Genomic DNA, 25499 nt, shown 5'->3' on the forward strand with positions numbered 1-25499 from the left:
CTAGGCGGGCGGCGGCTGCCGGGGAGTGACGCCGAGATTCATCCCGGAGAGGCCCCTGGCCCGGGTGGCGAGCCGGTCGGCGACCGCCCGGATGGCGATGGCCGCTGGGTCGTCCGGGTCGCCCAGCACCACGGGCACCCCGCTGTCCCCGCCGCTTCGCAGCGGCACGCTCAGCGGCACCTGCGCGAGCAGGGGAACGGGAGCATCCTGGCCGGCGCCGAGCCGGCGGGCGACCTCCGCGCCGCCGCCCGACCCGAACAGCTCCAGCACGCTGCCGTCCGGCTGCACGATGCCCGCCATGTTCTCGATCACGCCGTAGATGCTCTGGCCGGTCTGCCGGGCGACGACGCCGCTGCGTTCGGCGATGTCGGCGGCGGCCGGCTGCGGGGTCGTGACGACGATGACCTCGGCCTGGGGGAGCAATTGGCCGATGGAGATGGCCACGTCTCCGGTTCCCGGCGGCAGGTCGAGCAGCAGGATGTCCAGGTCGCCGAAGTAGACGTCGGTGAGGAACTGGGTGATGGTGCGGTGCAGCATCGGACCGCGCCAGGCCACCGCGACGGACGCGTCCTCGACGAACATGCCGATCGAGATGACCTTCACGTCGAAGGCGATCGGCGGCAGGATCATCTCGCCCACCTGGGTCGGCTTCACCGCGGCGGCCTTGCCCGTCTCGGGGGAGGGCGCGGTGACGAGACCGAGCAGTCCGGGGATCGAGAACCCGTAGACATCCGCGTCGACGATGCCGACCCGCAGCCCGCGCGCGGCCAGCGCGACGGCCAGGTTCGCGGTGATGGTCGACTTGCCGACGCCGCCCTTGCCGCTGGTGATGGCGTAGACCCGGGTGAGTGACGTGGGACCGAACTGGTTGCTGCGCTGCGCTGCGCCGCCGCGGAGCTTCTCCGTCATGGCCCGGCGCTGTTCGGGGGTCATCACGGTCACGTCCACGGTGACGTTGCCGGCCCCGGCCACGGACTCCGCGGCCTGGAGCACGTCGCGCTCGATCTGGCGGGCGGCCGGGCAACCGGCGATGGTCAGGCGGATGCCGACGGCGGCGTGGCCGTCGACGACGTCGACCCCGGCGACCATGTCCAGGTCGGTGATCGGCCTGCGGATTTCGGGGTCGATCACCCGGCCCAGAGCCGTCAGGACCTGGTCGGCGGAGAAATCAGGCACCCGGCGACCGCTCGTCCCGGTCGCGGTCACGGTCGCCCTTGCGGGAGCGCTTCCGCGCGGGCTTGTCCTGATCCTCGCGTTCTTCCAGGTTCTCGAGCAGGGCTCGCAGTTCGGACCGGAGGAAATCCTTCGACGCGAGGTCCTTCATCCCGAGGCGCAGGGCCACGACCTCGCGGGCGAGGTATTCCGTGTCGGCGAGGTTGCGTTCGGCGCGCTGCCGGTCCTGTTCGAACTGCACCCGGTCGCGGTCGTCCTGGCGGTTCTGCGCCAGCAGGATCATCGGCGCCGCGTAGGAGGCCTGCATCGACAGGACCAGGGTGAGCGCGATGAAGCCGAGCGAGACGGAGTCGAAGCGCCACGCCGGCGGGGCCAGCGTGTTCCAGGCGATCCAGCCCACGGCGAAGAAGGTCAGCCCGAGCAGGAACCAGGGCGTGCCCATGGCGCGGGCGATGGCCTCGGTGAAGCGGCCGAACCGGTCGCGGCTGGCGCGGTCGCGGTTACGGCGGCGCTTGCGGCCGAGGGCGGGGGTGCGGAGACCCTTCGGTGAGTCGAGACGGAGATCGGAGCGGTTAGCTCGGGCCATTGCCGGTCCTCCTTCCGTGTTGCAGCGGGATGCTTCCCGTGGTCAGTTCGGTGCGGGCGGCGGCCCGGCGGCGCACATCGTCGTTGCCGTCGTGGCTGCGCCAGTCGTCGGGCAGCAGATAGTCGAGGACATCGTCAATCGTCACCACCCCGACGAGTCGGTGGTTGTCGTCGACGACGGGCACGGAGACGAGGTCGTAGCTGGCGAGGATGCGGGTGACCTCCGCCGCCGACGTGTCAGCGGTGACGGGATCGAGACCCTGGTCGAGCAGCGTGCCGAGGCGTTCGTGGGGCGGGTAGCGCAGCATCCGTTGAAAATGCACCATGCCGAGAAAGCGGCCGGTCGGCGGCTCGTAAGGCGGCAGGGTGACGCAGATGGCCGCGCCGAGGGCCGGGGCCAGATCGTGGCGACGGATGAGCGCGAGCCCCTCCGCGACGGTGGCATCGGCCGAGACGATGATCGGCTCCGGCGTCATCAGGCCGCCCGCCGTGTCGGGGGCGTAGGTCAGCAGGAAGCGGACGTCGTCGGCCTCCTCCGGTTCCATCAGGTCGAGCAGCTGCTCGCCGAGTTCTTCCGGCAGCTGCGCGATCAGGTCCGCGGCGTCGTCGGGCTGCATGTGGTCGAGAACGTCGGCGGCGCGGGCGTCGCCGAGCCGGGTCAGGATGCTGACCTGCTCGCGCTCGGGCATCTCCTCGAGCGCGTCGGCGAGGCGGCCGTCCGGCAGCTCGCCGGCGACCTCGTGCATGCGCTCCGGCGGCAGGTCGAGCAGCGTGTTCGCGAGGTCGGCTGGTTTGAGGTCGGAGTAGGTCGCGATCAGCTGTTCGGCCGACTGGGCCTGGCCGGCGGTGGTCTGCTCGCGCACCTCGTTCCAGGCGGCGAAGGTCGTGGCGCCCTTGGCGAAAAGGGACAGGCTGGTCTTGGGCCGGCGCACGAAGAGCTGGCTGATCGCCCAGCCGCCCTGCGGGGCCTGCTCGATCGAGACGTCCTCGATCGTCGCTTCGCCCGAGCCGTCGTTGAAGACGACCGTGCGGCCGAGCATCTCGGCGATGACGCGCACTTCGCCGCCGCGCTGCTCGAACCGGCGAACGTTGATCAGGCCGGTCGTGATGATCTGGCCGGAGCCGATGCTGGTGACCCGTCCGATGGAGACGAACACGCGGCGTTTGCCCGGGATCTCCACGATCAGGCCGACGACGAGGGGCGGGTCGTTTTTTCGGTAGACCACCAACACGTCGCGGACCTTGCCCACGCGGTCTCCCGCGGGGTCGAAAACGGTACACCCGGCCAAACGGGCAACAAAGACTCTGGTGGCACTCACAGTACAAATCTAGGCCACCTTCAGGGGATATCGGTCCTGTGGGAGAATGGCGCCATGAGTAACCAGAGTCCGTTCGGCGGGCGGAGCCCCGCATTGTTCCCCGTTCTGCCCAAAGGCGAGGTCCTGGCGACGTATGCGACGTACTTCGAGGCGCAGGAAGCCGTGGACCAGCTGGCGAAGGCCGACTTCCCCGTGAAGCAGCTTTCCATCGTCGGAAACGACCTCAAGAGCGTCGAGCGGGTCACCGGCAAACTCACCTGGGGGCGCGTCGCGCTCGCCGGGGCGGCATCCGGGGCCTGGCTGGGCGTCTTCTTCGGACTGCTGTTCTTCATCTTCTCGCCCGCCGGGGCCGGCCTGCCGTTCGTGCTGGCCGCCGTGCTGATCGGCGCCGGGTTCGGCATGCTGTTCGGGCTGGTCAGCTACGGGCTCAACCGTCGCCGCCGCGACTTCACCTCCACCATGCAGGTCATCGCGAGCAACTACCAGGTGATCGTCGAGTCGGCCCTGGTCAATCGGGCGCGCAACCTCCTGCACGGGCACGTCGCCGACGTCGCCGCGGCGCCCCTGCCGCATCCGTCGGAGCCGCCGTACTCCGCCGCCCCGCCGACCGAGCCGCCCGCTGCGCCGCCCGCAGCCCCGTTCGCGCCGCCGTCCCGCGACAGCGTGTAGCGGCGCCGGCTGCAACGCAAGAACGCCCCTTCACGGTTCGTGAAGGGGCGTTCTTCGCGCTCTCGCGACGGGCGAGAAGGGCTTTAGGCGGTGAGGGTCGCGATCCAGGCCTCGACGTCGGCCGCGGAGCGGGGGATGCCGGCCGAGAGGTTCTCGGGGCCGTCGGCGGTGATCAGCACGTCGTCCTCGATGCGCACCCCGATGCCGCGGTATTCCAAGGGCACCGTCAGGTCGTCGGGCTGGAAGTACAGGCCGGGTTCGATCGTGAACACCATGCCGGGCTCGATCACGCCGTCCATGTACATGTCGCGGCGTGCCTGGGCGCAGTCGTGCACGTCGAGGCCCAGGTGGTGGCTGGTGCCGTGCACCATGTACCGGCGGTGGTGGCCGTTGTCGGGCAGCAGGGCTTCCTCGGCGGTGACGGGTAGCATGCCCCACTCCGCGGTGCGGCGGGCGATGACCTCCATCGCGGCGGCGTGCACGTCGCGGAACACCGCGCCGGGTTTCGCGACGGCGAACGCGGCATCCGCTGCCTCGCGCACGGCCTCGTAGACGCGGCGCTGCACCTCGGTGAAGGTGCCGTCCACGGGCAGTGTGCGGGTGATATCGGCGGTGTAGTAGCTGTCGACCTCGACGCCGGCGTCGATCAGGATCAGGTCGCCCGGCACCACGGCGCCGTCGTTGCGGGTCCAGTGCAGGATGCAGGCGTGCGGGCCGGAGGCCGCGATGGTGTCGTAGCCGACGGCGTTCCCGTCGGACCGGGCGCGGGTGTTGAACACGCCCTCGACCAGTCGTTCGCCGCGCAGGTGCGCGCTCGAGCGGGGCAGGTCGCGGATGACGTCCTCGAAGCCGCGCGCGGTGGCCGCCACGGCGAGGCGCATCTGGGCGATCTCGTAGGAATCCTTGACCAGGCGCAACTCGGACAGGTCCCGAGCGAAGTGGTCGTCCGGTTCGTGTTCGGCGTTGATCTCGAGGCTGAACGGGGAATCGGCCGCGTTCGTGGTGAGCACCTTCTCGGCGGCGAAGCGGAGGCGGGCCTCGTCCACGTCGTCGGTCAGGGCCGGGTCGGCCTCCCTCAGCACGAGCGTTTCGGTGTCGACCGCGGCGAAGACGGCGGCCAGGTCGGCGATGCCGCGCACGGAGACCGCGAGGTCACCGGCGACCTGGGCGATCGACGGGCGCGGGCCGATCCAGAACTCGCCGATCTCGGAGTTGGCGTAGAACTCGTCCGAGTCGCGCCCGGCGCGCTCACGGAAGTAGACGGTCGCGTCGTGGCCGTCGGCAGTGGGCTCGAGCACCAGCACGGCGCCGGGCTCGGCGTCGCTGCCCCACCCGGTGAGGTGGGCGAACGCAGAGTGCGCGCGGAACGCGTAATCGGTGTCGTTGGAACGCTGCTTCAGACGTCCGGCCGGGACGATCAGGCGCTGCCCCGGGTACATCGCGGAGAGGCGGGCGCGGCGGGCGGCGGCGAAGCCTGCCTGCTCACGCGCCGGCGGCACGACCTCGGCGCGTTCGGCCCAGCCGCTGGAGATGTAGTCCTTGAACCCCGCCGAACCGGGCGTGGTCGAGCGGTTCTCGTTCGTGCGCGGGGCGGGGGTGATCGCGGTTTCGGTGGAATGAGCCATACGGCCATTGTCCCATTGCTCCCCGCATAGTGCCTGTTCCGGTCGAGAGTGACCCGCGCACCGGCCACTCTCGACCGAAACGGGCACTCTGGCCGGGCCGATCGGGGATCAAGCGGGCGGATTCCGGGGGCGGGATCAGGCGGGCGGGTTCAGGGGGCGGGATCAAGGGGCGGGATCAAGGGGCGGGGGAGAGCGTGGCGACGAGGGGGCGGTGATCGCTGCCTGCGGCATCCTCGGTCTCGATCACCCTCATGCTCTGCGTCTGCCAGTTCGGGGTCGAGAGCACGTGGTCGATCGGGGCGCCGAGCAGGGCAGGCGCGAAAGCCGGCCAGGTGCCCACCGCGCCCGAGCCCGTCGCCAGGCCGGCGTCCCGGCAGCGGCCGAGAACGGCGCCCACGGATGCCTCCCGGCCGCTCAAATGGTCAACCGTCGCATTGAAATCCCCGGCCATGATCACATTCCCGCCGCCGCACTGGGTGGCCAGCCAGTCGAGGTCCGAGCGCCAGTTGGACATCTCGAACCGGATCGGGGCGACGGCGTGCACGGCGATGATGGTCGGACCGGTGCCGTCGGCCGGGACCGCGACCACCGTGGGCAGAACGTTCGTGTTGCCCGGCGGCCCGGAACCGGCCGCGTTCGCAACCCTGTAGTCGCCGAGGTCCGGGCTGATCAGCAGGGTCGTGGAGCGTGCCTTCGAGATCTGGTCGAAGGCGAGGGTGTGCACCCACATCGGGCGTCCGCCGGCCTTCATGGCCTCCGCGACGGCCTCCCCGGTCGCCTCGGTGGTCTCCGGCAGGGTCACGACGTCGGCGCCCTGCTCGAGGGCGAGCGCTGCGATGGCGGCGGCACCCGGAGCGTCGCCGAGCGTGTTCCAGCTGAGCACGGTGACGGCATCCGTCGTCTCGGTGGCTGTGGCAGTGGCGGCAGTGGCAGGTACCCGGGTGCCGAGCCCGCGCACGATCAGGAGGCCCGCGTTGCCGGCGCCGAACAGCAGCAGGAGCACGATCAGGGCGCCGAGCAGGCGACGAAGCGGGCGGGCGCGCGTGAACAGCAACAGCACGAGGGCCAGCACCACGGCACCGACGGCCACGGCCGCCTCGAGTCCGCGCAGGGACACGGCGTGCGCGGCCACCCAGGTGTTCTGCAGCCTGAACAACTGCGGCCAGCCGAGCACGGCCAGCGCGGCGGCGGTCGCCAGGACGAGTGGAACGGTCAGGGCGGTCAGCAGTCGGGTCATGGCCAGACCACGCTAGACGAGCCGGCTGGGCGAAGCCTCCGTCGTTGCGGCTGCAGCACCGCGGCGGTGCCCACACGCCTGCACCCGCGCGGCTGCAACTAACATGGGGGGATGCCAGGTGAGCGTCGATTCCGCAGTCCGATTGACCTGCATACGCACTCGAGTGTCTCCGACGGCACCGAAACCCCGTCGCAGCTCGTGCGGGCCGCCAAGGCCGCCGGACTCGGCACGGTCGCCCTCACCGACCATGACTCCACCGCCGGCTGGGTCGAGGCCGCCGGCGCCGCGCGCGCCGAGGGGATCACGCTCATTCCCGGCATGGAGTTCAGCACCCGGGTGGGGTTCGCCAGCGTGCACATGCTGGCCTACCTGTTCGACCCGTCCGACGCCGGCATCGTGGCCGAGACCGCCCGCGTGCGGCAGGCCCGGCTCGTGCGCGCCGAGCAGATGGTGGAACGCATCGGCGCCGACTACGCCCTCACCTGGGACGACGTGCTCGAGCAGACGACCCCGGATGCGACGGTCGGCCGCCCGCACATCGCCGACGCCCTGGTGGCGCGCGGCTTCGCGCTCACCCGGAGTGAGGCGTTCGCGGGCATCCTGCACTGGGACGCCGGCTACTACCAGCCGCACTACGCGCCCGAACCGCAGCGGGCCATCGCCCTGGTGCGGGCCGCCGGGGGAGTGCCGGTCATCGCGCACCCGGCGACGCGGGGCGTGGACGACGTGATCCAGGAAGCGAACCTGGCCCGGCTGGTCGAGGCTGGACTGTTCGGCCTCGAGCTCGAGCACCGGGAGAACCGGCCGGAGGCGAAAGCCAGGCTCTACGAGCTCGCCGAGAAGTACGGACTCTTCGTCACCGGGTCCAGCGATTACCACGGCGAGGGCAAGCCCAACCGCCTGGGGGAGAACACGACCGCTCCCGAGGTACTCGAGCGCATCATCGAGCAGGCCACGGGTGCCGAGCCGGTCTACGGCTGACGCCCGCTCCCGCTCCCGCCGTCCCCGCTCCCGCTCCCGCCGTCCCCGTCCCCGCTCCCGCCCCCCGCTCCCGCCCCCGCTCCCGCTCCCAAACACGAGCTCCGAACCAATTCGACGGAGATTTTGAGGCGAACCGGCCATTTCAGGCCGAAATTGGGCTTTTTAATGCAAAATCTCCGTCGAATTCGTTCGGCCGTCGGCACTTAGGTGGACCGGTAGGTGGACGGGGATGAGGACGGGGAGGAGTCCAGACCGGATGTCGGTCGGGAATCGGAGGGGTCTACGGTCGGGCAGCTCAGCGTCCGTCAGCGTTTCTTTACTCGAACTTTTTCGCGCCACGCGGTCTGAGCCGCTCGCGAAGGCGGCGTGTCGCGAATATGCCCGAGTTTAGGTAACGACGGATACAGCGTTTCCGATTCGACGACTGTCGTTGCAACGGATGCCGCGTGCAGGGTTCCGGCCACCCTGCGCACGTCCGGTCCGGGCGGTCAGCATCCGGTGGCCGGTCTGGGGGCGCACGATGTGGCCCGGGGCGCATGGTCTAACGTGCGCCGCGAGCCGCAAGGTGCGCCGCGAGCACGAGGGATGCCGCGGGGCCGGCAACCGCTGGAGCGCGGGGTCTCGACCGGCTTGACGCGTGGCGATCGACCAGGGGGCGCGGACACGACAGCGCCCCCGCCGAAGCGGGGGCGCTGTCGTGTCCGCAGCAGCTGGTTAGCTGGGGGTGCCGGCCTGCGGGGCGTGGCGACGGGTACGGCTGCGGCGGCGCGGTGCGCTGTTGCCGTCGTGGTGCTCGGCTCCTCCGCCATCGTGGGTCCCGGCGGCGGGCGCGGTGGCCGGGGCATCCGGGTTCGTGCCCGAGCCGACGCGGGTGCGGGAGCGTGGCGGGCGGCCCCCGGCCTGCTCGCCGGAGCGGCTCGCGCCGGACCGAGCGGCGTCGGAGTGGCCGGCACCGGAGCGTCCCGCAGCGGAGCGTCCCGAGTCGGAGCGTCCCGCGTCGGAGCCTGCGGCACCGGATCGTCCGGCGCCGCCGGTGCGTCCGCCGGCCGAGCGGCCGGCGTCGGAGCGGCCCGCGCTGGCCGCGGTTTCGCGGATCGGCGAGGCGCGCAGGCGTCCCTTCGACCCGGCGGGGATGTTCAGGTCGGTGTAGAGGTGCGGTGAGGAGGAGTACGTCTCCATCGGAACCGGCGTGCCGAAGTCGAGCGCGTTGTTGATCAGCGTCCACTTGTGCATGTCGTCCCAGTCGACGAACGTGACGGCGATGCCGGTCTTGCCGGCGCGGCCCGTGCGGCCCACGCGGTGCAGGTACGCCTTCTCGTCTTCCGGGATGGTGTGGTTGATCACGTGGGTGACGTCGTCGACGTCGATGCCGCGGGCGGCGACATCCGTGGCGATCAGGATGTCTTTCTTGCCCGCCTTGAACGAGGCCATGGCGCGCTCGCGCTGTTCCTGGTTCAGGTCGCCGTGCACGGCGGTGGCGTTGAAGCCGCGGTCGCCGAGTTCTTCGACGAGCTTGGCGGCGGCCCGCTTGGTGCGGGTGAAGATGACGGTCTTGCCGCGGCCGTCGGCCATCAGGATGCGGCCGATCACCTCGTCCTTGTCCATGTTGTGCGCACGGTAGACGAGGTGCTCGATGTTGGCCTGCATCAGGCCCTCGTCGGGGTCGCTGGCACGGATGTGAATGGGCCGGTTCATGAACCGGCGCGCCAGGGCGACGATCGGGCCCGGCATGGTCGCCGAGAACAGCATCGTGTGGCGGGTGGAGGGCGTCTGCGAGAACAGCTTCTCGATGTCGGCGAGGAAGCCGAGGTCGAGCATCTTGTCGGCCTCGTCGAGCACCATCTCGGTCACGTTGGCGAGGCTGAGCAGGCGCTGGCTGGCCAGGTCGAGCAGCCGGCCGGGGGTGCCGACGACGATCTGCGCGCCGGCCTTGAGGGCTTCGATCTGGCCCTCGTAGGCCTTGCCGCCGTAAATCGAGACGACCTTGGTGTTGCGGTTGCCGGAGGCCATTTCGAGGTCTTCGGAGACCTGCACGCAGAGCTCGCGGGTGGGGACGACGACGAGCACCTGCACGCCCGGTGCCGGGTCGAGTCCGAGGCGCTGGATGATCGGGAGGCCGAAGCCGAGGGTCTTGCCGGTGCCGGTCTTGGCCTGGCCGATGATGTCCTGGCCGGAGAGGGCGAGGGGGATGGTCTGCACCTGGATCGGGAAGGGCTCGATGATGCCTTTATCAGCGAGAGCCTGGACCATGTCCTGGTCGATATTGAGTTCGGAGAAAGTCACGAATTATTGCCTTGTCATTAGCTGGAAGCGGGATGCGCCCGTCTTTTGCTTCGGGCACCTGGCCACCGATCCCTGCCGATGGCGTGGTCCAACCATATCGGGCGGCCCTGTGAACTGGCTTATACCGCACCACGGCGAGTCGAATGGCCCGACCCGAGCGCGCCAGCGGTGATCGGCGCGGGGCACTGTCCTAAGCTGAGCGTGTGATCTCGTGGATTGATCGGCGCACGAAGCGCGTGGAGGCTCCCCGGCCGTCGAGGCGGGCGGAACGTCAGTCGACCAAGAAAGTGGACATCGCCGGCTTCACGCCCGAGCTGCTGCCCTACCTCGGTCAGGCGGCCTACTTCGAGCTGGGGATGTTCGAGAACCTCTCCCGCGCGATCGCGATCGCCCCCGACCTCGCTGCGAAGGAGGCGCTGAGCGCCGCCGCCGGACGGGCCCTGTCCAAGCACCAGGGACTGGTCGCCGAGATCCGTCGCCGCGGCGGGGAGCCCTCCGAGGTGATGGCCCCCTTCACGGCCGGACTCGACCTGTTCCGCTCCGAGACGGCCGGCGCCGACTGGCACGAGCTGCTGCTGACCTGCTACCTCGCCGGAGGCCTGCTCGACGACTTCTTCATCCGGCTGTCCGCCGGGCTGCCCGGCGACGTGGGGCCGCGGGTGGCGCACCTGCTCGGCCAGGACGCCGGCACGGACGTGCTCGTCACCCACCTCAAGGCGGCCATCACTGCCAACCCGGCGCTCGGCTCGCACCTGGCGCTCTGGGGTCGACGACTGGTCGGCGACACACTCCTGGTCGCCCGCTCGGCGCTGCCGACCCCGGGGCAGACCCCGGACGAGGACCGGATCGAACCGGTGTACACCGAACTCATCGCCGCGCACACGCGCCGGATGGACGGCCTCGGCCTGACCGCCTGAGGCAGCGCCCGATCGTCTGACCGCGTGACGACCGGAGCAGCCGCCTGACGACGGACCAGCTCGGGCGGACCAGCTCGGGCGGACCAGCTCGGGCGGACCAGCTCGGGCGGACCAGCTCGGGCGGACCAGCTCGGGCGGACCAGCACGGACGGACCAGCCGGTCAGGCGTGGTGCGGCTGGCCGGACCTCATCAGGGTGTGCAGCATCCGTTCGTCGCCGCGGGTGCGCGAACGCGTCACGACCAGGTCGGCGCCGACGGATGCCAGTGCGGCCACCCCGAGGGTGACCCACCAGATCCAGCCCTGGTCCCAGGCCAGGCCGAGCCAGGTCAGGGCGACCCAGACGACGGCCGCGATCATCGTGCCGATGGCCGGCACCAGCACCGAGCCGTGCGTGTGGCGCCCGGGCAGCGCATAGCGCGCCGCGAGCCCCAGCACCGCGCCGCCGAGGGCGATGAAGAGGAGTTCCATGGACCGGTTAGGCGACGAAGCCGACGCGGCGGGACTCCTCGGAGCCCAGCTCCACATACGCGAGACCGATGGTGGGAACGATGTAGACGCGTCCCTTGCTGTCGGAGAGCTTCAGGTACCCGGTCTGACCGGCGAGGGCGGCCGCAACCGTTTCCTCGATCTCGTTCGCGGGCTGTGAGGTCTCGAAGCCAATCTCACGGGGAGAGTTGAAGATGCCAATGCGGATATCCACCAGATGCGCCTTTCGTTGCCTAAGCGCCCAGATTACGACAGAACCGCGCGGCTGCCCGACATCGTTCACTGTCGGCGCAACCCGCTAGCTTTGAAAACGTGACAACCCAGGCAATCCCGCTCCCGGCCGACGTCGATTCCCGCGTTCTCGACGACTCCCAGCGCGCCGTGCTGCGACTCGTCGCGGGCGGGAATCCGAGCGACGGCGCGACCGCGGGTGTCGGCGTCAGCCCTGCGGTGAGCGCCGCCGTGGTCGGCGCCCCCGGCACCGGCAAGACCACCACCCTGGTCGAGCTGGTGGCCGACTGCGTGCTGCGCCAGGGGTACTCGCCCAGCGAGATTCTCGTGCTGGTGCCCACGCGCATGGGCGCCACGGCCCTGCGCGACCGTCTCGCCCTGCGGCTCGGCGTGCCGACCAACGGCCCGCTCGCGCGCACCGCCAACTCCGTCGCCTTCCAGATCGTGCGGGACGCCGTCACCCGGGCGGGCGGCCCGCCCCCCACCCTGCTGACCGGCGGGGAACAGGACCAGATCATCGCCGAACTGCTGGAGGGCCACCGGATCGAGGGCACCGGTCCCGAGTGGCCGGCCACCCTCAGCGCCGACGTCCGGGGCCTCCGCGGTTTCCGCACGCAGCTGCGCGACCTGATGATGCGCGCCGTCGAGTACGGCGTCACCCCGGGTGGCCTGGCGGACCTCGGCCGGCGCACGCAGCGCCCGGAATGGGTGGCCGCCGCCGAGTTCATCCGCGGCTATGAAGAGGTGAAAGACCAGACCAGGCCCGGACAGTACGACTCAACCGAGCTGGCCCAGTTCGCGGCGGCCGTGGTGGCCGGGGCCCCGGCCGGGACGTGCGTGCTCGGCACCCTCGGCGGCCTCCGCCTGATCGTGCTCGACGACGCGCAGGAGCTCACCCAGGCAAATCTGACACTCCTGGCCCAGTTCCGGGCCCGCGGCGTCGGCATCGTGGCGTTCGGCGACCCCGACATCAGCACCGGGTCCTTCCACGGCGCGCACCCGGATGCCCTCGGTCGCCTCGGCGCCTACCTCGGCGCCCCGGCGCTGCCGACCCTGGTGCTCGGCACGGTGTACCGGCACGACGGCGTCATCCGTGGCGTGGTCCGGGAGATCACGCATCGCATCGGCGCCGCCTCGGCCGGCACGCAGCGGTTCGCCCCGAGCGCCGAGCCCACCGCCGAGCCCGGCGCCGATCGCGCCGAGCCCGCGGAGCCCGGCCGGGTGCAGACCATGCTGGCCGGCAGCCCCGCCGACCAGCTCGCCCTGATCGCCCGCCGGCTGCGGGAACGGCACGTGATCGACGGCGTGCCGTGGGGCGAGATGGCGGTCATCGTGCGCAGCGGGTCGCTGGTGCCGTCCCTGTCCCGGGGGCTCGCCGCCCTGGAGGTGCCCACCCAGGTGTCCTCGGCGCAGACCGCGCTCCGCGACGAGTTCGCGGTCAAGGCCTTCATCCTCGCCCTCGACCTCACCCTGGGCCGCCGGAGCCTGAACGCGGAGACCGCGGTCGAACTGCTCCGCGGCCCGCTCGGCGGCCTCGACCCGATCACCCTCCGGCGCCTCCGCGCCGCCCTGCGCCAGCAGGATCTCGGCGCCGACGCTACCGACGCTACCGACGCCGCCCCCGCCGCCTACCGCAGCGCAGACGAGCTCCTGGTGCAGGCGCTCACCACCCCGAGCCTGCTGGCCGGCATCGACAATCGCACGGCCCGCCGGGCCGCGAGCTGCGGGGAGAGCCTGCGCACCGCCGCCGTGGAGCACGCGGCCGGGGCGACCATCGAAGAACTCCTCTGGGGGCTGTGGCAGCGCAGCGGCCTGGCCCGGGAATGGAAGGAACAGGCGGCCGGCACCGGAATCGTCGCCGACGAGGCCAACCACAACCTCGACGCCGTGGTCGCCCTCTTCTCCGCCGCGCAGCGCTACGTGGAGCGCACCCCGGCCGCCCCGCCGGTTCTCTTCGTCGGGCACCTCGTCGACACCGACGTGCCCGAAGACACTCTGGCCCCTCGCGCCCTCGGCGACGCGGTCGTCATCTCCACCCCGAGCGGGATGATCGGCCGCGACTTCGACCTGGTCGTGCTCGCCGGGGTGCAGGAGAACGTCTGGCCCGACCTGCGTATCCGTGGGTCCCTGCTCGGCGCCGGCGACCTGGCCGCGCTCGCCTCAGGGCAGGACCCGCAGGAGGCGGGGGAGCGCACCGCCGTGCTGCACGACGAACTGCGGATGTTCGCCCAGGCGGCCAGCCGCGCCCGCACCGAACTGCTGGTGAGCGCGATCGACAACGAGGAGAACCAGCCGTCGGTCTTCCTGCGGCTGCTGCCCGATCCGGTCGTCGACGACAGCCTCGACCCGGCCGACATCAGCCGGTACCCTCTGTCCCTGCGCGGGCTCGTGGGCCGGCTCCGCCGCGACCTCACCCGCGACCTCACCCGGGCCGGCGCCTCGGTGCGTCACGACGACGACACCGCCAGGCGGGCAACGGATGCCGCGGCCACCCTCGCCCGGCTCGCCCGCGAAAACGTGCCCGGCGCCGCCCCCGGCCAGTGGTACGGCATGACCCCGCCGAGCACACTGCGCCCCCTGAACGACCCGGATGCCGGCGACCAGCCGGTGCGCGTCTCGCCGTCGCGGATGGCCGCGTTCGAGACCTGCCCGCTGCACTGGGTGATCGGGCAGGTCGGCGGCGGCACCTCCAACACGGCCGCGAACCTCGGCACGATCATCCACAAGGTGATGGAGGACTCCACCGACCGGAGCCCGGAGTCGTTGTGGCAGGGGGTCGAGGCGCGTTGGGGCGAACTGCAGTTCGACGCCGAGTGGCAGTCCCGGGTGCAGAAGGTCGAGGCCCGGGCCCTCACCGACCGGCTGGCCTCCTACCTGCTCGACTTCGAGCGCGGCGGCGGCAGCCTGCTCAGCGCGGAGGGTACCTTCCAGCTCGACGTCGGCGGAGCCGTGCTCTCCGGCACGGTCGACCGGGTCGAACGGCTCGGCGACGGGCGCGCCGTGATCGTCGACCTGAAGACCGGCCGCGGCGACCCCACCAGCGATGCCGGGGTGGTCGACCACCCGCAGCTCGGCGCCTACCAGCTTGCCTTCAACGAGGGTGCCATCGACGGCATCCCGGAGGGCACGGACCTCGCCGGGGCCCGCCTCCTGATCGTGTCCAGCGGCACCGTCAAACAGAACTACCGCAACCCCACCCAGCCCACGTTCAGCCCCGATGAGCTCGCGGCCTTCCGCGCCCGGGTCGGCGCGGACGCCGTCGGCATGGGCGCCGCCACCTTCGTCGCCGAAATCAGTTCCCACTGCCTCGACCCGCGCTCGCACGGGTCCTGCCGAATCCACGTCATCAAGCAGGTCAGCGCATGAACCAGTCCCTCATCCCGGCGCCCAACTCCGCCGTCCAGATCTCCGCCCTTCGCATCGCCGAGGCGCTCGAGATGTTCCCGCCCACCCGCGAGCAGCAGGCGGTGATCGAGGCGCCCCTGGCGCCGACCCTCGTGGTCGCCGGGGCCGGGAGCGGCAAGACTGAGACCATGGCCAACCGGGTGCTCTGGCTGCTCGCCAACGGCCACGCGAGGCCCGACCAGATCCTCGGACTCACCTTCACCCGCAAGGCCGCCGGCGAGCTGAACGACCGCATCCGCACCCGCATCGGCCAGCTCGACGCGAAAGGCCTGCTGCCCGCGCCGCCCCGGCCCGCCGCCGACCAGGTCACGATCGACTCCTCCGACCTGTTCAACGCGCCCACCGTCTCCACCTACAACTCGTTCGCCAGCCGCCTGTTCACCGACAACGCCCTGCTCCTCGGCCGCGAGCCCGAATCGGTGCTGCTGAGCGAGACCAGCGCCTGGCTCCTCGCCCGGCGGGTCGTGATCGAGCACGGCGACAACCGGCTCGTCCCGTTCGGCAAGAAGCTCGACCTGGTGACGGATGCCGTGCTCTCCTTCAGCCGTTCCCTCGCCGAGAACCCCCCGCGGTTCGTCTCCGGCGAGGCGACCGCCCCGCACGACCTGGCCGGGCTGGCGCACGGTTTTGCCTACCTGCGGGACCTGCCCTACGGCAACCCGCGCAAGAAGATCCCGTACTCCTCGGTCGTGGAGTCCCTCGCGGCAGTGGAACCCCTGCCGGTCCTGTTCGAGCTGGCCGAACGGTACAGCAGCGAGAAACGACGCCTGGGGCTGATCGAGTTCTCCGACCAGGTCGCCCTGGCCCTGCAGGTCTGCCAGAAGGTCGAGCAGGTCGTCACCCGCTACCGCGACCAGTACCGGGTGGTGCTGCTCGACGAATACCAGGACACCTCCGTGCTGCAGACAGAACTGCTGCACACCCTCTTCAGCCGGCACCCGGTGATGGCCGTGGGCGACCCGCACCAGTCCATCTACGGCTGGCGCGGGGCCAGCTCCGCCAACCTGCTCGGCTTCTCGCAGAGCTTCGCGGGCCTCTCCAACCGGGAGGCGCCGTCGATGAGTCTCTCCTATACCTGGCGCAACCCGGTCGCCGTGCTCGACGTCGCCAACGCCCTGGTGTCCCCGCTGAGCGACGCACTGCGCGCCCGGCCCGACGGCATCCAGGTGGACACGCTCAAGGTGCCGGCCGGCAAAGAATCCGGCCGGGTCGAGGCTTCGATGCGGGAGACCATGGCCGACGAGGCCCGCGCGGTGGCGGACTGGTTCGCGACGCGCCTGCCGCCGGGCAGCGAGCGGTCCGGCGCGATGCTGTTCCGGGCCCGCCGGGACATGGAATACTTCGCCGAGGTGCTGCGCGAGAGGGGCGTCCGGGCCCACGTGCTCGGCCTCGGCGGGCTGCTGTCCACCCCCGAGGTCACCGACGTCGTGTGCGTGCTGCGGGTCGTGCACGACCCCTCCGCCGGCAGCGAGCTGGTGCGGCTGCTCGGCAGCGGCCGCTACCGGGTGGGCCCGCGCGACCTGCAGCACCTCGCCGCCGTGGCCCGCTGGCTGGCCGCGCACGACTGGGCGCAGCAGGCCGTGACCCAGGACCTCAAAGACAAGATGCGGGCATCCGTCGCCGTCGACGAGGGCGCTTCCCTCGTCGACGCCCTCGATTTCGTCGCCTCGGCGCCGGAGACGCACGGGCAACTGCAGGGCTTCAGCGACCAGGGCCGCTCCCGGGTGCGCGCGGCCGGACGCCAGCTGGCCTGGCTCCGAGCGCGGGCCGGCCTGCCGCTGCTCGACTTCGTGCGGCTGATCGAACAGGAACTCCTGCTCGACGTCGAACTGGTCGCCAACGAGTCGAACGGCCTCGGCCTGGCCAACCTGTACGCCTTCCACGACACCGTCTCCGCGTTCCTGGCCAGCGACGAGCAGGGCAGCCTCTCCGCTTTCCTGCGCTGGCTGGACCGGGCGGCCCTCGCGGACGACATGGGCCCGCGGCTCGAGATGAGCGAGCACGGCACCGTGCAGCTGCTCACCATCCACGGGGCCAAAGGGCTCGAATGGGACTACGTCGCCATCCCCAACCTGACCGAGAAGAGCCTGCCGGCCCAGACCAGGGAGGGCTCCGGCTGGCTGCGCTTCGGCGAACTGCCCTACCCGTTCCGGGGCGACCGGGCCGAACTGCCGGAGCTGGCCTGGCGCGAGCACGAGACCCAGCTGTCGTACGAGACCGAGTTCCTCGCCTACAAGGAGCAGCTCGCGGCCCGCCACGACGACGAGGAGCGTCGCCTGATCTACGTGGCCACGACCAGGGCCCAGCGCGAGCTCCTCCTGACCGGCTCGTTCTGGGGCGGCGGCACCACCGTGCGGAAGCCCAGCCGGTACCTGGCGGAACTGGCCGAGGCCGGCCTGATCGACCCGCTGCCGGAGGGCAGTGTCGACGACGAGTTGCCCGGCGCCGACCAGGACAGCGCCGAACTCTGGCCGTTCGACCCCCTCGGCGCCCGGCGGGCGCTGGTCGAGGCCGCCGCGGCCCGGGTCAACGGGGAGGCGGACTCCGACGGCTCCGACCGGGAGACCCGCTGGACCCACGCGGTCACCCTCCTGCTCGAGGAGCGTGCGCTGCGGCTCGCCGGCGCGGCCTGGGCCCCGCCGCCGACCCGCATCCCGGCCTCCCGGTTCAAGGACTACCTCGACGACCCCGACGGGGTGGCCGCCCGGCTGCGGCGGCCGATGCCGGAACGGCCCTACCGGGCCACCCGGCTCGGCACCCTCTTCCACTCCTGGGTGGAGCAGCGCGCCGGCGGGGCGTCCGGCGGCGACCTGATCGACGCGGGCGAGAACGAACTGGACCTGGGCGACCTCGACCCGGACGCGTTCGACCTGGACCTCGACCAGAACCAGCCCCTGGAGCAGGCGCAGCTCGAGCGGCTGCAGCGCACCTTCGAGCAGTCACCGTGGGCTGCTCTGGCGCCCGAGGACGTCGAGATCGAGATCCACCACGTGCTGGCCGGGCAGGTCTTCGTCTGCAAGCTGGACGCGGTCTACCGCACGGAGACCGGGTACCAGGTCGTGGACTGGAAGACCGGCCGGGCGCCGAAGAATGCGGCGGACCTCGAGCTCAAGCAGACGCAACTGGCCCTCTACCGGCTCGCGTACGCGCGCTGGAAGGGCATCGACCCAGGTCTCGTGGACGCGGTGTTCTACTTCGTCGCGGACGACACGATCGTCGCGCCCGCCCGGCTCTACTCGGAGGAGGACCTGGTGCGGGCCTGGTCGTCGGTCCGGCCGGCCGTGTCGCTGGCGGAGCCCGCCACGATGTCGATGGGGCCGGTGACCGCGTCGGCTCCATGACCGGCGGGCGCCGCCCCGGCGGACGAGGCCGCACCCGCACCGGTGCGGTCCCGGGTGGCTCCGTCGGCGTCGTCGTCATCGGCGAACTCGCTCGGCCCGAAGTCGGAGAGGTTGTAGGCATCCGTGTGCAGCGACGAGCTGAGGTCGCGCCGAGGGGTGTTCCGCGGTGTCGAGGCCAGCATGTTCTCGACGCCGGCGACGTCGAGGATAGGGCCGGTGTCGGGGGACAACGGATGCGAGGCGCTCCGGTGTACGTTGTCGACCAGCCCGTCGAGCATGGCGACGGCGTCGTCGACGATGCCCTGGTTGCGGGTGTCCGTGCCGTGCAGCAGCCAGCGGGCCAGCTCCAGTTCGGCGTAGAGCATCGCGCGCTGCGTGATCCGCGGATCGTTGCCCTGGCGGGCGGTCGCGTAGGAGGCGACGGCGGTTTCGCCGGCCGCCCCGCGGGAGGCGAGCAGCCAGTGCAGGTCGCGGGCCGGGTCGCCCACGCTGAGCGCCGACCAGCCGAGCACGCCGGAGACGGAGTCCTCGCTGATCAAGAACGAGTCGGCGGACAGCGAGCCGTGCACCACGCACGGAGCGAACTGCCACAGGGAATCGTCGTCCGTGGCCTGCTCCCACCGGCGGAGGAGGGCGGCGGGGAGGTAACCGGTGGCTGATGCGCGGTCGATCAGGTCGATGGCCCCGGTGCGGCAGTCCTGCGCGCTCTGCTGGGGGAGGCCGGCGGTGCCCACGAATGCGGTCGGCAGACCGTGGATCGCGGCGATGGCACGCCCGATCGACCCGGACACGCCGGCGTGGCCGGTCAGGGCATCCGCGTCGAACGAGTCGCCGTCCAGCAGCTCGTAGACGACGGCCCGGGTGCCGCTGAGCGGGGCCTGGCCCACGAACTCGGGCACGTCGAAGGGGAGGCGGCTGCGGGTGCCGACCGTGAGGGCGCGCAGGGCCACGAGGTCGGCGGACTGCTCCGTTTCGGCGGCCTGGGAGACCGGTACGCGGATGATCAGCGACCGTCCCTCGGTGTCGATCAGCAGGGCGGAATCGAAGGAGCCGTTGGCTCCGGGAGTGCGTGCGCTGGAGCCGTAGGACCGGGCCCGGACGACGTCCAGTCCGGGAACGGCGGCAGTGGCCAGCGCGGCTAGAGTGAGAGGGGATCTGACCATACCTTCTAGGTTAGGTCGACTTCCTCCCGGCGCGGTCGTTCGCCACGCCTCCACACAACTTCGGCAGAACTGCCCGAGCCCGGAGGGCACCATGTCGTTTGCTTTCACGTCCCGCTTGCCGCTGTCGCGCCAGGCGGTGGATCGCGACCACGAGGCCCGGGCTACGCCAGACCTGCTCGACCGGCTGTGGGCGGATGCCTCCACGCGCGTGCTCGCGCTCCACCGCGGTTCCGCGCTGATGAGCCCCACCGGCGGCCCGGCGCGGCTCCGGCTGCTGGCGCCCGACCGGGAGCCGAGCGCGGAGCTGCGGCTCTACCTCGGTCGGTCCCTGGCCCCGGAGGAGTCCGAACCGGTGGGCACCCGGCTCGTCGCGGCCGTCCTGTCCGACGACGCGGCCGCGGCGCTCGAACCGGACCCGGCGCGCTGGGCGTCGCTCCGCACCGTGGCCACGGCCCTGACCGACCGCGACGCCGGCCTGCTGACCGAGACCCTCGGGGTGGTCAACTGGCACGGCTCCCACTCCCACTGCCCGCGGTGCGGCACGGCCACCCTGCTCGAGACCGCCGGCTGGACCCGCCGCTGCCCGTCCTGCGGCGGCCAGGTCTTCCCGCGCACCGACCCGGCCGTGATCGTGCTGATCACCGACGCCGACGACCGCATCCTGCTCGGCTCCAACGCCCTGTGGGAGAACAACCGCTACTCCCTCCTGGCTGGTTTCGTCGAACCGGGCGAGTCGCTCGAAGCGGCCGTGATCCGGGAGATGTTCGAGGAATCGGGCCTGCGCGTGACCGACCCGGTCTACCTCGGCTCCCAGCCCTGGCCGTTCCCGGCCTCGATCATGTTCGGCTTCACCCCGAGCCTCGCCGACGGGCAGCCGGCCTCGGGCCTGCTCCCCGACGGCGAGGAGATCCTCGACCTGCGCTGGTTCAGCCGGGACGAGCTCCGAGCCGCCGGCGACAGCATCATCCTGCCCGGCCGGTCCTCGATCGCCCGCGCGATCATCGAGCATTGGATGGGCGAGCCGCTGGACTTCGGTCCGGACGAGGTGCACGGATGGCGCTGACCGCCGCCTCCCTCCTGGCCGGCCTCGACGAGCAGCAGCGGGTGGCCGCCGAGGCCCTGGTCGGCCCGGTGTGCATGCTCGCCGGCGCCGGCACCGGCAAGACCCGCGCCATCACCCACCGGATCGCCTACGGCGTGATGACCGGCGCCTACTCGCCCGGCCGGGTGATGGCGCTCACGTTCACGGCGCGCGCCGCCGCGGAACTGCGCGGCCGGCTGCGCCAGCTGGGCGCGGGCGGCGTCGCCGCGCGCACGTTCCACGCGGCCGCCCTGTCCCAGCTGAACTATTTCTGGCCGCACGTGGTCGGCGGCCAGGCTCCCCGCATCCTCGACGGCAAGGGCCGTCTGCTCGGCCACGCCGCCGAAACCCTGAAACTCAAGCTGGACACCGCCACCCTGCGCGACCTGGCCGCCGAGATCGAGTGGCGCAAGACCTCCGGCCTCAGCATCGAGGCCTACGGCGCCGGGATCGCCCGGCGGAGCCTGCCCGGGCGGCTGGACGTGGACCAGGTCCTGACCATGCAGGAGACCTACGAGCGGCTCAAGGACGAACGCAAGCAGATCGACTTCGAGGACGTGCTGCTGGCCATGGCGGGGATGATCGAGGCGGAGCCGTCCGTGGCCCTGCAGGTGCGCGAGCAGTACCGCTTCTTCGTCGTCGACGAGTACCAGGACGTGTCGCCGCTGCAGCACGACCTGCTCTCGCTCTGGCTGGGGGAGCGGCGCGATCTCTGCGTGGTGGGCGACGCCAGCCAGACGATCTACTCGTTCACCGGCGCCCGCAGCGACTACCTGCTCGACTTCCCGAAACGGTGGGAGGACGCGACCGTGGTGCGGCTGGAGCGCAACTACCGTTCCACCGCGTCGATCGTGTCCACCGCCAACCAGCTGATGCGCGGGCGGGCGGGGGCCCTGACGTTGCAGGCCAACGCCGCCGAGGCCGGCATCGAGCCGAGCGTGCGCGAGTACGCCAATGACATGGCCGAGGCGCGCGGCGTCGCGCAGAGCATCCTCGACCTGATCGAGGCCGGGACCAAGCCGGAGCAGATCGCCGTCCTGTTCCGGGTGAACGTGCAGGCGGCCTTTCTGGAGACCGCCCTCGGCGACGTCGGGGTGAGCTACCAGATCCGGGGCTCCAAGCGGTTCTTCGACCTCGCGGAGGTCAAGCAGGCGGTGATGCAGCTGCGGGCGGCATCCGTGTCGATCATTGGCGAGCCCCTGTTCAAATCCGTCAGCGATGTGCTGCGCTCCCTCGGCTGGAGCCAGAGCGCGCCGGAGGCCCCCGGGGCGGTGCGCGATCGCTGGGAGTCCCTCAACGCCATCATGGGCCTGGTCGATCAGGCGGCCCCGGGGACCACGTTCCGCCAGTTCACCGACGAGCTGATGGAGCGCCAGGCCGGCCAGCACGAGCCGACGGTGTCCGCGGTGACGCTGGCGACCATGCACTCCGCGAAGGGTCTCGAGTGGGAGGCGGTCTTCCTGATCGGGCTGTCGGAGGGTCTGGTGCCAATCAGCTACGCCGGCACCTTCGAGCAGATCGACGAGGAACGCCGCCTGCTCTATGTGGGCATCACCCGGGCCCGTCGCCGGCTCGCGCTGAGCTGGTCGGCGGCCGGACACCAGCAGCGCGCCCCGCGCGAGCGGTCCCGTTTCCTCGGCGAGATCGGCCTCCGCACCGCCCGTGCGGCCGGCGCCCGCGGCGCCTGACCTGCCTGCCCAGTCCGCCGCGCCTGACCTGGCCGCGTCCGCGGCGCCTGCCCGCCCTGCCCGCCTGACCTGCCTGCCCAGTCCGCCGCGCCTGACCTGGCCGCGTCCGCCGCGCCTGACGTTGCTTACCGGTCTGCCCGCTCGCTTCTACCCCCGCCTCGCCCTCGACCTGGTTAGCACCACCACCAGCAGCACCCGAGGCCACGGTGGCTAATTCAGGAGATCCGCGCGGAATCGCAGGTTCCGCCGCACTGCTTCGGCGCCGAGGTCCGGCGGCCGGCCGACTTCTCCTGAATTAGCCACACTCGGCGTCGGTCATTGGGCCTCCGGGCATCGCGGCACCGCGGCACCGCGGCATCGGGGCGCCGCGGCACCTGGGCACATACGCACCTGGGCACTTACGCACCTGGGCACCTACGCACCTGGTAGGCCTCGCCCGATCGCCCGACGGGATATCAGTGGCGAACGAGGGACGAGGGACGAGAGACGAGGAACGAGGAACGCGGGGTGGGGGACGAGGTGTGTGGACCGCGCGGCCTGAGCATAACTCCTGCAGATTCTCAGAGGGGGCCGGGGCGCCGCCCAGTGAATTCGGGCTGCAGCGCACCCCGGCCGAGCAGATTGCAGGAGTTATGCACGGGAGCCCGGCCTGCCTGCAGCTGTGGTTGCGGCTGTAGCTGACGGTGGTGGTGGTGGTGGTGGTGGTGGTGGTGGTGCGGGCGCCGGCGAGGCCGCCTCGCGGGCGGCTCCTCGGGGCGTCGGGGTAACCTCGACCCGTGAATCCGTTTCCGTACACGCGACTTGCCGCGGTCCCGCTGGCGCCGCTGCTTGTGACCCAGGCACGGGCGCTTCGGCGCGACACCCCGCGGCTACCCGACGCAGCCCTGCCCTGGACCGGGTCCCGCCCCGGCCCCGACCCGCTGCGGATTCTGGTGCTCGGTGACTCGACCGCGGCCGGGGTCGGCGCCCTCACCCAGGACGAGGCGCTTCCGGGCTGGATCGCGCACGAGGTCGCCGTGCGCTGGGGCCGCGGAGCCAGCTGGCGTGCGATCGGGGAGAACGGAGCGACGGCCAAGGACGTGCGCGAGCGGTTCGTGGCGGAGGCGGCAGCGGTTCCCTTCGACCTGGCGCTGCTCACGATCGGCGCGAACGACGCGCTCGGCCTGCGGTCCCGCTCCGCGTTCACCCGCGACGTGCGGTCGATCGTGCGCACCCTGCGCGCGGCGGCCCCGCACGCGGATGTTCTCGTCTCGCTGATGCCGCGGTTCGACCGGTTCGACCTGCTGCCCGAACCGCTGCGCGCCACTCTCGCCCGGCACGCGGCCAGCCTGGACACCGGCGCCCGCCTCGCGGTGCAGGGCCTCGACCGGGTCGTGGCGATCCCGACGCCGCCGCCCTATGTCGACGGGTTCTTCGCGAGCGACGGCTTCCACCCGAGTGCGCTCGGCTACCGGCTCTGGGCGGAATTCGTGTTCGATTCGGCGCCGGGCCTCGACCTCGGCCACTGACCGGCGCGCCCGGTTTCATACTGGGACCATGCCCCTGCTCCGCACTCTCGACGAGATCATCGCCGTCGTCACGACCGCCACGGCTATCACGACCGCCACGGCTGTCACGGCCCCCACGGATGCCGGCCCGCGCCCGCATTCCCCGGCCGCAGCATCCCGCGCCGACGCCCCTGCGCGCACGATCATCGGCATCACCGGTTCCCCCGGGACCGGCAAGACGACGTTCGCCGAGGCCCTCGTCGCGCGGCTCAACACGCCGGTGTCGCGCGCGCAACTGGTCTCGATGGACGGCTTCCACCTGCCGCAGGCCCGGCTGGTTGAGCTCGGCCGCCGCGACCGCATGGGCGCGCCGGACACCCTCGACGTCGACGGCTTCGTGCACCTGCTGCGCCGGCTGCGGTCCACCGACGGCCCCGTCACGGCGCCCGGCTTCGACCGGGAGACCGAGGAGGCGACCCCCGGCACGGTTCAGATCGACCCCGACCGGCGCATCCTGGTGGTCGAGGGCAACTATCTGCTGCACGACCGGGCCGGCTGGAAGCGGGTAGCGCCGCTACTGAACCTGAGCCTGTTCGTGGGAGTGGACCGTTCGCTGCACCTGGCCCGGCTCGTCGCCCGGCACGAGCGCTACGGCAAGTCGGCGACGGATGCCCGCGCCTGGGCCCTCGGCCCCGACGAGGCCAACGCGCGCCTGATCGAGCTCACCCGGGCCCGCGCCGATCACGAGATCCGGCTCGGCTGAGGCCGGCTCGTCTGAGGCCGACCCCGGCACGCGTCACAACCGGTCGGCGCCGAGTGCAGTCGAGGCGGACAGGCTTCCCGGCACGGAGAGGCAGCCGCACCGCTCATGCGGCTGGTGCACGCGGCGCCGCAACAGACTGTTCTCCGCGTCGATCACCAGCGACGTGCCGGTCAGGACCGATCGGCCCGACGCCAGCCGGTCGTGCACGAGACCGGCGACGCGCGTGGACACATCGATGCTCTGACGCGGGGTCTCCGTCGGTGCCCGGCGGGTGAGCAGCTGGCAGGCGATGGCGGGCCAGGCCGGGTCCGCATCGATGTGGGCGAGCTCCAGGCAGGAGAGGCAGGCGCCGGTCCCGGGTTCGACCAGCGGCCCGATCCGCACCTGGCAGTCGCTGAACACCACGGGCAGATGCGGGATGTCCCGGCGCAGCCAGCGTCCGTGCCGGTCGGGTTCGAGCGCGAAGTGGGCCACCTCGACGGCCAGGGCCGCACCGTCGTTGTCTGCCCGCTCGGTCACCCGGAAGCCCAGATCCTCGAGTAGCCTCTTGATTCGCTCGGCGGTCGGGCCGTTCCCGCCCACGAAGACCGGGCCCGGAACAATCGCCGGGGGAGCCGGCTCCCGGGCCGGCGCGGACCCGGGAACAGACCCCGGCACGGATTCCCCTGCGATCTCGTCTGCCGGACGGCTCTCCCCCGTGACCAGCAGCACCGGGGCCAGGGCGTGGAGCAGCGCCAGGATGTCCTCGTCGGAGGCCCCGCCCTGCCGGCCGAGCATGAGCGCCCCCGAGTGGGGGATACCCACGAAGAGGGCGGAGATCACCCGTTCGAGTCCGTCGGCCACGGCGGAGAGCACGACGAGGGGCCGGTCGATTCCGACCTGGATGGTGTCGGGCGAGCGCCAGACGACGGGGTAGCGCGGGTCTAGTCGAAGTGTCATCCGGCGATGATGCTCCACTCCCGCAGCCGGCGCGCGAATCATCCACAGCCGGGTCCGCAGGCGCTCCGTGGGAGGCGCCTCCGAATCTCCCGAATCCCCGGCTCCCGGGCCGTAGAGGCACCTA

General features: G+C 71.7%; 19 protein-coding genes. 9 read left to right on the forward strand and 10 right to left on the reverse strand.

The annotated features are described in order from the left end of the window. Genes E3O49_RS18060 through E3O49_RS18070 form a run of 3 tightly spaced genes read right to left on the reverse strand, consistent with a single transcriptional unit; the run spans window position 1 to window position 3077 of the window. Entirely contained in the window at window positions 1-1176 is a 1176-nt protein-coding gene (locus E3O49_RS18060; protein WP_134451020.1) for an Mrp/NBP35 family ATP-binding protein, read from the reverse strand. Next, window positions 1169-1759 (reverse strand): DUF1003 domain-containing protein, encoded by a 591-nt coding sequence (locus E3O49_RS18065; RefSeq protein ID WP_134365565.1) that lies wholly within the window; start codon window positions 1757-1759, stop codon window positions 1169-1171. Before E3O49_RS18065 ends, E3O49_RS18060 begins: the two co-directional genes overlap by 8 nt. Beyond that, window positions 1746-3077 (reverse strand): magnesium transporter MgtE N-terminal domain-containing protein, encoded by a 1332-nt coding sequence (locus E3O49_RS18070; protein WP_134365564.1) that lies wholly within the window; start codon window positions 3075-3077, stop codon window positions 1746-1748. The genes E3O49_RS18065 and E3O49_RS18070 overlap by 14 nt, the downstream gene beginning before the upstream one ends. A 54-nt stretch (window positions 3078-3131) precedes the next feature. On the opposite strand from E3O49_RS18070, the gene E3O49_RS18075 reads away from it, so the two are divergent. Next, window positions 3132-3746: a general stress protein gene (locus E3O49_RS18075; protein WP_134365563.1), complete on the forward strand. Its 615-nt coding sequence runs from the start codon at window positions 3132-3134 to the stop codon at window positions 3744-3746. An 83-nt stretch (window positions 3747-3829) separates the two neighbouring features. Here the strand turns inward: E3O49_RS18075 and E3O49_RS18080 are convergent, their stop codons facing one another. Both E3O49_RS18080 and E3O49_RS18085 read right to left on the reverse strand, forming a co-directional pair. Next, on the reverse strand, window positions 3830-5371 hold the full coding sequence (locus tag E3O49_RS18080; protein ID WP_134365562.1) for an aminopeptidase P family protein: 1542 nt from the start codon (window positions 5369-5371) through the stop codon (window positions 3830-3832). Between the two features lie 175 nt (window positions 5372-5546). Beyond that, window positions 5547-6608, reverse strand: a complete 1062-nt coding sequence (locus tag E3O49_RS18085; protein ID WP_174235671.1) for an endonuclease/exonuclease/phosphatase family protein — start codon at window positions 6606-6608, stop codon at window positions 5547-5549. A gap of 111 nt (window positions 6609-6719) precedes the next feature. Here E3O49_RS18085 and E3O49_RS18090 point away from each other — a divergent pair, with 111 nt between their 5' ends. Beyond that, window positions 6720-7589 (forward strand): PHP domain-containing protein, encoded by an 870-nt coding sequence (locus tag E3O49_RS18090; protein WP_134365561.1) that lies wholly within the window; start codon window positions 6720-6722, stop codon window positions 7587-7589. Between the two features lie 714 nt (window positions 7590-8303). Here E3O49_RS18090 and E3O49_RS18095 read toward each other — a convergent pair. Then, on the reverse strand, window positions 8304-9872 hold the full coding sequence (locus E3O49_RS18095; RefSeq protein ID WP_134451022.1) for a DEAD/DEAH box helicase: 1569 nt from the start codon (window positions 9870-9872) through the stop codon (window positions 8304-8306). A 203-nt stretch (window positions 9873-10075) separates the two neighbouring features. Here E3O49_RS18095 and E3O49_RS18100 point away from each other — a divergent pair, with 203 nt between their 5' ends. Then, window positions 10076-10789, forward strand: coding sequence for a ferritin-like fold-containing protein (locus tag E3O49_RS18100; RefSeq protein WP_134451024.1), 714 nt, complete (start codon window positions 10076-10078; stop codon window positions 10787-10789). Between the two features lie 161 nt (window positions 10790-10950). Here E3O49_RS18100 and E3O49_RS18105 read toward each other — a convergent pair whose 3' ends face one another. Together E3O49_RS18105 and E3O49_RS18110 are read right to left on the reverse strand one after the other, a co-directional pair. After that, window positions 10951-11259, reverse strand: a complete 309-nt coding sequence (locus tag E3O49_RS18105) for a hypothetical protein (protein ID WP_134451026.1) — start codon at window positions 11257-11259, stop codon at window positions 10951-10953. Between the two features lie 7 nt (window positions 11260-11266). Then, entirely contained in the window at window positions 11267-11491 is a 225-nt protein-coding gene (locus E3O49_RS18110; RefSeq protein WP_134365249.1) for a DUF3107 domain-containing protein, read from the reverse strand. Window positions 11492-11589: 98 nt separating this feature from the next. Here E3O49_RS18110 and E3O49_RS18115 point away from each other — a divergent pair, with 98 nt between their 5' ends. Together E3O49_RS18115 and E3O49_RS18120 are read left to right on the forward strand one after the other, a co-directional pair. Then, window positions 11590-14874, forward strand: a complete 3285-nt coding sequence (locus tag E3O49_RS18115) for an ATP-dependent helicase (protein WP_134451028.1) — start codon at window positions 11590-11592, stop codon at window positions 14872-14874. Beyond that, window positions 14871-18254, forward strand: coding sequence for an ATP-dependent DNA helicase (locus tag E3O49_RS18120; RefSeq protein WP_134365251.1), 3384 nt, complete (start codon window positions 14871-14873; stop codon window positions 18252-18254). The genes E3O49_RS18115 and E3O49_RS18120 overlap by 4 nt, the downstream gene beginning before the upstream one ends. Here the strand turns inward: E3O49_RS18120 and E3O49_RS18125 are convergent. After that, entirely contained in the window at window positions 18146-19417 is a 1272-nt protein-coding gene (locus E3O49_RS18125) for a phosphotransferase (protein ID WP_134365252.1), read from the reverse strand. The genes E3O49_RS18120 and E3O49_RS18125 overlap by 109 nt on opposite strands. A gap of 91 nt (window positions 19418-19508) precedes the next feature. Between E3O49_RS18125 and nudC the strand changes: the two genes are divergently transcribed. The 4 genes from nudC to E3O49_RS18145 all read left to right on the forward strand — a co-directional run bounded on the left by nudC (window position 19509) and on the right by E3O49_RS18145 (window position 24436). Next, the gene (gene nudC, locus E3O49_RS18130) at window positions 19509-20480 is read left to right on the forward strand and encodes an NAD(+) diphosphatase (protein WP_134451030.1); all 972 of its coding nucleotides are present in this window, start codon (window positions 19509-19511) and stop codon (window positions 20478-20480) included. Next, window positions 20471-22186, forward strand: a complete 1716-nt coding sequence (locus E3O49_RS18135) for an ATP-dependent helicase (RefSeq protein ID WP_134365254.1) — start codon at window positions 20471-20473, stop codon at window positions 22184-22186. Before nudC ends, E3O49_RS18135 begins: the two co-directional genes overlap by 10 nt. Window positions 22187-22962: 776 nt before the next feature. After that, window positions 22963-23694 (forward strand): SGNH/GDSL hydrolase family protein, encoded by a 732-nt coding sequence (locus tag E3O49_RS18140; RefSeq protein WP_134367578.1) that lies wholly within the window; start codon window positions 22963-22965, stop codon window positions 23692-23694. A gap of 28 nt (window positions 23695-23722) precedes the next feature. Beyond that, window positions 23723-24436 carry a nucleoside/nucleotide kinase family protein gene (locus E3O49_RS18145; protein WP_134451032.1) on the forward strand — a complete coding sequence of 238 codons (714 nt, stop codon included), beginning with the start codon at window positions 23723-23725 and terminating at the stop codon, window positions 24434-24436. Between the two features lie 33 nt (window positions 24437-24469). Here the strand turns inward: E3O49_RS18145 and E3O49_RS18150 are convergent, their stop codons facing one another. Further along, window positions 24470-25375 carry a hypothetical protein gene (locus tag E3O49_RS18150; protein ID WP_134402945.1) on the reverse strand — a complete coding sequence of 302 codons (906 nt, stop codon included), beginning with the start codon at window positions 25373-25375 and terminating at the stop codon, window positions 24470-24472. Between the last annotated feature and the right edge of the window lie 124 nt (window positions 25376-25499).

The organism is Cryobacterium shii, from assembly GCF_004402595.1.
Lineage (GTDB): Bacteria > Actinomycetota > Actinomycetes > Actinomycetales > Microbacteriaceae > Cryobacterium > Cryobacterium shii.

Excerpts from the sequence above, each read along its gene's own strand:
- E3O49_RS18065 (WP_134365565.1), bottom strand. The coding sequence starts at position 1,759 with ATGGCCCGAGCTAACCGCTCCGATCTCCGTCTCGACTCACCGAAGGGT.
- E3O49_RS18075 (WP_134365563.1), top strand. The coding sequence starts at position 3,132 with ATGAGTAACCAGAGTCCGTTCGGCGGGCGGAGCCCCGCATTGTTCCCC.
- E3O49_RS18080 (WP_134365562.1), bottom strand. The coding sequence starts at position 5,371 with ATGGCTCATTCCACCGAAACCGCGATCACCCCCGCCCCGCGCACGAAC.
- E3O49_RS18085 (WP_174235671.1), bottom strand. The coding sequence starts at position 6,608 with ATGACCCGACTGCTGACCGCCCTGACCGTTCCACTCGTCCTGGCGACC.
- E3O49_RS18090 (WP_134365561.1), top strand. The coding sequence starts at position 6,720 with ATGCCAGGTGAGCGTCGATTCCGCAGTCCGATTGACCTGCATACGCAC.
- E3O49_RS18105 (WP_134451026.1), bottom strand. The coding sequence starts at position 11,259 with ATGGAACTCCTCTTCATCGCCCTCGGCGGCGCGGTGCTGGGGCTCGCG.
- E3O49_RS18120 (WP_134365251.1), top strand. The coding sequence starts at position 14,871 with ATGAACCAGTCCCTCATCCCGGCGCCCAACTCCGCCGTCCAGATCTCC.
- E3O49_RS18125 (WP_134365252.1), bottom strand. The coding sequence starts at position 19,417 with ATGGTCAGATCCCCTCTCACTCTAGCCGCGCTGGCCACTGCCGCCGTT.
- nudC (WP_134451030.1), top strand. The coding sequence starts at position 19,509 with ATGTCGTTTGCTTTCACGTCCCGCTTGCCGCTGTCGCGCCAGGCGGTG.
- E3O49_RS18135 (WP_134365254.1), top strand. The coding sequence starts at position 20,471 with ATGGCGCTGACCGCCGCCTCCCTCCTGGCCGGCCTCGACGAGCAGCAG.
- E3O49_RS18145 (WP_134451032.1), top strand. The coding sequence starts at position 23,723 with ATGCCCCTGCTCCGCACTCTCGACGAGATCATCGCCGTCGTCACGACC.
- E3O49_RS18150 (WP_134402945.1), bottom strand. The coding sequence starts at position 25,375 with ATGACACTTCGACTAGACCCGCGCTACCCCGTCGTCTGGCGCTCGCCC.